Origin of the sequence: Corynebacterium sp. 045007 (assembly GCF_040743205.1) — a bacterium.
GTDB lineage: Bacteria > Actinomycetota > Actinomycetes > Mycobacteriales > Mycobacteriaceae > Corynebacterium > Corynebacterium jeikeium_D.
Genome location: NZ_JBFLKW010000053.1, coordinates 1 through 493 on the forward strand (window position 1 = coordinate 1; position 493 = coordinate 493).

General features: G+C 53.3%; 1 pseudogene. It reads left to right on the forward strand.

The features are described from left to right. Positions 1–63: 63 nt before the first annotated feature. Positions 64–493 (forward strand): annotated as a pseudogene (locus tag AB1Z34_RS11175) (IS6-like element IS26 family transposase); the annotation flags it as partial.

The following is a 493-nucleotide window of genomic DNA, read 5'->3' on the forward strand; positions in this document are numbered from 1 at the left end:
GGCACTGTTGCAAATAGTCGGTGGTGATAAACTTATCATCCCCTTTTGCTGATGGAGCTGCACATGAACCCATTCAAAGGCCGGCATTTTCAGCGTGACATCATTCTGTGGGCCGTACGCTGGTACTGCAAATACGGCATCAGTTACCGTGAGCTGCAGGAGATGCTGGCTGAACGCGGAGTGAATGTCGATCACTCCACGATTTACCGCTGGGTTCAGCGTTATGCGCCTGAAATGGAAAAACGGCTGCGCTGGTACTGGCGTAACCCTTCCGATCTTTGCCCGTGGCACATGGATGAAACCTACGTGAAGGTCAATGGCCGCTGGGCGTATCTGTACCGGGCCGTCGACAGCCGGGGCCGCACTGTCGATTTTTATCTCTCCTCCCGTCGTAACAGCAAAGCTGCATACCGGTTTCTGGGTAAAATCCTCAACAACGTGAAGAAGTGGCAGATCCCACGATTCATCAACACGGATAAAGCGCCCGCCTATG